The 5,548-nt window shown below is 48.8% G+C and carries 4 protein-coding genes; 2 read left to right on the top strand and 2 right to left on the bottom strand.

Annotation, left to right across the window (positions count from 1 at the left end):
* A partial coding sequence (locus VIN66_RS05730; RefSeq protein ID WP_331923072.1) for an alpha/beta hydrolase occupies positions 1-661 on the top strand: 661 nt, incomplete at its 5' end.
* On the opposite strand, the gene VIN66_RS05725 is transcribed toward VIN66_RS05730, so the two are convergent.
* A complete protein-coding gene (locus VIN66_RS05725) occupies positions 629-3,157 on the bottom strand; it encodes a PilZ domain-containing protein (protein ID WP_331923071.1) in 2,529 nt (842 codons plus the stop codon). The two genes, VIN66_RS05730 and VIN66_RS05725, sit on opposite strands and share 33 nt — an antisense overlap.
* Positions 3,158-3,277: 120 nt before the next feature.
* Between VIN66_RS05725 and radA the strand changes: the two genes are divergently transcribed.
* Positions 3,278-4,639: a DNA repair protein RadA gene (radA, locus tag VIN66_RS05720; RefSeq protein ID WP_331923070.1), complete on the top strand. Its 1,362-nt coding sequence runs from the start codon at positions 3,278-3,280 to the stop codon at positions 4,637-4,639.
* A 37-nt stretch (positions 4,640-4,676) separates the two neighbouring features.
* Here the strand turns inward: radA and VIN66_RS05715 are convergent, their stop codons facing one another.
* Entirely contained in the window at positions 4,677-5,423 is a 747-nt protein-coding gene (locus VIN66_RS05715) for an outer membrane protein assembly factor BamD (protein ID WP_331923069.1), read from the bottom strand.
* Positions 5,424-5,548: the final 125 nt, after the last annotated feature.

The following is a 5,548-nucleotide window of genomic DNA, read 5'->3' as shown; positions in this document are numbered from 1 at the left end:
CTCTGACGGTTTTACCCAAAGCCAGCAACAGATGATTAGCCGCGATATTCCGGCGTTAATTGAGCACATTTATCAGCTGCACCAGCAAAAAGTTATTCTTGTTGCACATTCCTGGGGAGGCGTCGTCGCCGCCGCCAGTTTGGCCAGGTTCCCTCAGCTGACAGCGAAACTGGCGGCAAAAGTATGTTTTGGCAGCAAAAGAGTGATCACTGTGCAAAGCCTGGAACGGAGGCTGAAAATTAATCTGATCTGGAATAAAGTGGCTCCCTGGCTCAGCAGGCATTATGGCTATTTTCCGGCACGCAGGTGGCGGCTGGGAGCAGATGATGAGCCAGCGCCCTTTATCCAGGACACCGTGGCCTGGATAAAGGGCGCACCCTTTCATGATCCGGAAGATCAGTTTGATTATGCACGGGGCTGCAGCACATTACAGTGGCCTCCGGTATGGCACTTTGCCGCCCAGAATGACCGCCTACTCGGGCACCCAAATGACGTTCGGGCTTTTATCGCTGAAACGGCGCCTGACGCCCGCTTTACTTTGCTGGGTAAGGCCGCCGGTTATCAGCATAATTACGGTCATATCTCTATGCTGACGCATCCGGGAGCACTGAACGAGCACTTTGCTGAGCTACGGGACTGGCTTTTGCAGTTGTGCCAGTAAAGCCTGTTGCCGGACATAGTGTTGCTGGCTAAGTTCAGACGGTGCACCAAACCGCCATACAATTTCAGTAGAGATATCTATTGCATCAATAACACCGGCGACACTCCATAATTCTTCTTCCAGTTGTTTGGCTTTATGAATAGCGTAGGCGCTGATATAGCTGAGCTCTGGTGCAATAAAATCAGTATCCGGTCTGCCGGTGCGCGACAGTAACAATCTGTAGCAGAACAGCACATTATTCTGTAGCGCACTTAACACATATTGCTGTTTCGCTTGTTCAGAGGTGAACTCATAGTCATAGTGGCAATGCAGTTCAGGCTCATCTGTTTCTGGATTACGGCTAACAACAACAAACAATTCAAAAGCTTTCGGGTTATCAAACCGTTTCATCTGTTTCAGTTGATGAGCAAAGTGCAAGCTGATGGCATTGTTTTGCAGTATTAACGCCAAGTCGAGCTGATTGTCGTCATTGCTATGGATAGCCAGTAACTGATGCAGACTGTTACCGTCACCGCCTTTTGCCAACGTATTAATTTGGTAGCGGATGCCTTTGCGGTGTACATAGAGCGCAAAATGGCTTTGCGCATTCATGTATAAATTACGCAAAGCGGTAGAAAGGCCCGGGTATTTAGGGCTTTCTTCGGCCTGCGTCAGCTTTGCCCGGTTATTCTGGATCAGTTGCTGGAAAAACAATCTACCGACATGAGGCTGCTCGCCCTCTACTGCCCGTAAGTTCATTATTGTGCGGCTTTTGCTGACAGCCATGACTTCATAAGGTAAAGCTGCCAGTTGATATTTGCTGCTAATTTTCTGCATTTCGGGCAGGTTAAGCAGCAGGATATCGCCTTTTTTAAAGCGTACCGGCAAGGTTGTTTCCAGTTGCAAACCTTTAGAAGAGAAATCGCGGCTATGGCCACTGAGTTCTGTCGGATCGGCTGCAGTTGTGACGGTGATGGCTGTTTTATACAAATAGCGTGATTCAGAGCGCAAATTAACATACTGCACCGCCACCGCTTCACAAGGCGGTGTATTCGTCAGTTTTTTATGGCCGAAGTGCGCCAACAGCTTTAGCTGCTGTTGGTTAACCGGATAGCTTTGATACCAGAAGGTATTTTCATCGCCGGTAATATCGGTAAAACTGACAATGTAACGCACGTCCTGAATAAATTGCTTTACCAGACTGGACAAGGGCGCTGGCGGCTTTATATTGCCCTGAACCGGCACTGTAATAGGCGGTTCGGCTTGTGCAGGTGATGAGCGTTGCAAATTGAGCTGAAATACCCGCCAGCTGGGCTTGCTGGCACCAAACCCCAGAAATAGTGCTTTTAGCTGTTCGGACTCATTCAATTCTTCGTGGGTTGCTGAATAGAAAAACAGCTTACCTTTTACGGCATGAGTAAAGCTATACAGGATGGTGGACTTCTCTACCGAGTTTAGCTGTAACAAATACTTTAAGCGTTTGACATGGCAGATGCTGATAAATACCGCCTGGTGTTGCTCGTCCAGAAAATATTGCCATATTGCTTTGTTGTAGTCGGTGGTTAATGCACAAATTGGAATGGGCTGGCCATTTCTGACAGCAATAAATACCGGCAGAGCGTTGATACGCGGCACATAAAACTGCTCATAACCCTTGCTCAGTAGGCTTTGACTGACATTATCAAGGTTCACTTTGTATCGGCGTTTATTGCCATTAATGAATTTTTGCAGAAAATCGGCAAACTGTTGTTCGTTCTCGTTCTGCTGCCGCTGCAAACGTAAATACTGATGAGCCCCTTGCTGGCTGACTTCAACAATTTTGTAAGCCACACCTTGTTCCAGACCAAGCATAAACTCCTGCTCTAAACCGGTGAAATGCAGTTTCAGTAGTTTACCCGCTTCTGTTTTTACGGCCTGTTGCAACTTCAGCTTGCAGCCTGAAACTGATAAATCGGAAGTACTGGCCTGAAAACGCTTACCATCCAGCTCAACGTCGACATCGATGCTGAAATGCATACGTTCGTCGCGCCTTGAGGTGTACTGACCAAAGTGAACCACTCTGGCATACTGCGCTGGCAATTCAGCATCTGTGTCTGCCGGCTGGTTTCCCGGTGTGCCGTCGTTTTGCAGTGCACTACGAACTCTGTCTTCGGTTTGCTTGCGATGCATCACCCGGAAGTTATTTTCGGTGTTAAGCACTTCCTCGTACAAACCTAAGGTGTAACTGCCGTACTGCTTTAAACCTGCTTCAAATACCCTGATCGCGTTGTCATCCATGTAGTGGGTTTTACCCATGTAATCATAGGGCTTCACGTCACCATCAACATGGCCACGCAGGTCGATAAAGTAGCTGCATGGCTGCGCCATGCGTTTAAGCTCCATTTTCAGCAAAAACTGTTTGGATTTAGGCAGGTCTGATGTCAGCAGGCTAAACACCTGATCAAAATCAGCGGAGTTAAGCGAGCTTTTCATTCGGTCTATTACACCGACATATTCTTGTAAATCTGCAGCTGTCATATTTCAGTCAGGTTAAATGCCAAAATACCGGCATCTTCGGGTTATAATCTGTAGTACGCTACGTTGTTACAATTTGAAAAGCAATATCCATGCCTTTCATTTAGCTTGAGAAAATAAACCATGGCAAAAACTAAAACCGCTTATGTTTGTAGCGATTGCGGCGCTGATTTTGTGCGCTGGCAGGGGCAGTGTTCCGAGTGCGGGGCATGGAATACGGTAAGCGAAGTGCGTTTGGGCAGTGCGAGCAGCAAAAGCCACCGTTTGGAAGGTTATGCCGGCGCAGCAGTGGCAAAGGTGATGCGGCTGGACGAAGTCGACTTGCAGGATGTTCCGCGTTTTAGCAGCGGCTTTGCCGAGTTTGACCGCGTGCTGGGGGGCGGTATTGTGCCCGGGTCTGCCATTCTTATCGGCGGTCACCCGGGAGCAGGTAAAAGTACTTTACTATTGCAAATTATGTGTGGCCTGGCGCAGCAGGGTAACGCTTTGTATGTTACCGGTGAAGAGTCGTTACAGCAGGTCGCTATGCGGGCTCAGCGTTTAGGGCTGCCAACAAATGCGCTGAGAATGCTGGCAGAAACCAATGTCGAGACAATTTGTGCGCTGGCGCAGCAGGAAAAACCACGCATTATGGTTATCGACTCAATTCAGGTCATGCACCTGGCCGATATTCAGTCAGCACCTGGCAGTGTGTCGCAGGTGCGGGAAAGTGCCGCCTATCTGACACGGTTTGCCAAACAGCACCATATCGCCATTATTATGGTGGGCCATGTTACCAAAGATGGTTCTCTGGCCGGGCCTAAAGTGCTTGAGCATTGTATCGACTGTTCAGTGATGTTGGATGGTGACAGTGACAACCGCTACCGCACGCTGCGCGGCAATAAAAACCGTTTTGGCCCGGTGAATGAGCTGGGCGTTTTTGCCATGACCGGGCAGGGCATGAAAGAGGTAAAAAACCCGTCGGCTATTTTCCTGACCCGTGGTAAAGAAGATCAGTCGGGTAGCATCGTTATGGTGCTGTGGGAGGGTACCCGGCCACTGCTGGTTGAAATTCAGGGCCTGGTGGATTATTCACCGTTGAATAATCCGCGTCGGGTGACGTTAGGCATGGAGCAGAACCGTATTTCGATGCTGTTAGCGGTCATGCACCGCCATGCAGGTATACAGATGGCTGATCAGGATGTGTTCGTGAACGTGGTTGGCGGTGTTAAAGTCAATGAAACCAGTGCAGATCTGGCAACCTTGCTGGCGCTGGTATCGAGCTTTCGTGACAAACCACTGCCTAACGACCTGGTGGTGTTTGGCGAAGTGGGACTGGCAGGCGAAATTCGTCCGGTACCCAGTGGCCAGGAGCGATTACGTGAGGCAGCTAAACACGGCTTCAAACGCGCTATAGTGCCGGTTGCCAATAAACCGAAAGAGGCCGTAGCAGGAATGGATGTTATTGCGGTCAGCAAGTTATCTGAAGCGTTGGAAGCGATTTAGGAGCAAATAAAAAGCCCCTGCACGGCAGGGGCTTTTTTTAGAATTTATCGTTTTGCGGGAAATTCAGCATCAATACCTGGTAAGTATCTTCTTTCAGTTTCGTCAGGCCTAGCTTGTCGTAACTCTCCACCATGATTTCCAGTGCCTGCTCAATGTGCGGTGAGTCACGGTAAAATTCGACAATATATTTACCACGGTTTGCTGCAGCAAGATAAGCACCACGGCGCATATAATAATCTGCGACCAGCAACTCATACCTCGCCAGCGTATTTTTGATCGTCAGCATGCGTTTTTTAGCTTCAGGCGCATACTTGCTCTGCGGAAAACTGCTGACCAGTGTTTTAAAGTCATCAAAAGCCTGACGGGTGCTGGCCAGATCGCGGTCTGCACGGTCAATACCTAATACTTCATGCAATGTATTCTCGTCGGCTTTAAGGTTGCTCAGACCGCGCATGTAATAGACATAGTCCAGTTCAGGGTGGTTCGGGTTCAACCGGATGAAACGATCAATACCGGCCAGGGCTTTAGGGACGTCACCTGCCTGATAATGCGCGTAAATTAAATCCAGTTGAACCTGGCGCGCCAGCGGGCCAAAAGGATAACGGCTTTCTACCGCACCCAATAATTCTATTGCTCTGTTATACAAACCACTGTCCAGTACCTCTTTTGCTTGTTGGTACATGCTTTGCGCAGTTTGGGTAGTACTGGGGTCGTCCTTGGGTTTGCCGGCACAGGCAGTTAGCGTTAACGCCAGCAGAGAAATCAGTATAAAGTTCGAGTTCATTTAAAAATCCGTTACTACTTGAGCTAAATGGCTGTCTAGTCAGACGTAAAATCGCTAAAATACACGAAATTGCGATTCTACCCCAGACCTGCCGGGGTTGCACACAGGATAACTGCTTCCGTTAT

The organism is Rheinheimera sp. (assembly GCF_036568245.1).
Classification (GTDB): Bacteria; Pseudomonadota; Gammaproteobacteria; order Enterobacterales; family Alteromonadaceae; genus Alishewanella.
The sequence above is the reverse complement of the archived record's forward strand: the minus strand, read 5'-3'. Positions and strand labels throughout refer to the sequence as shown.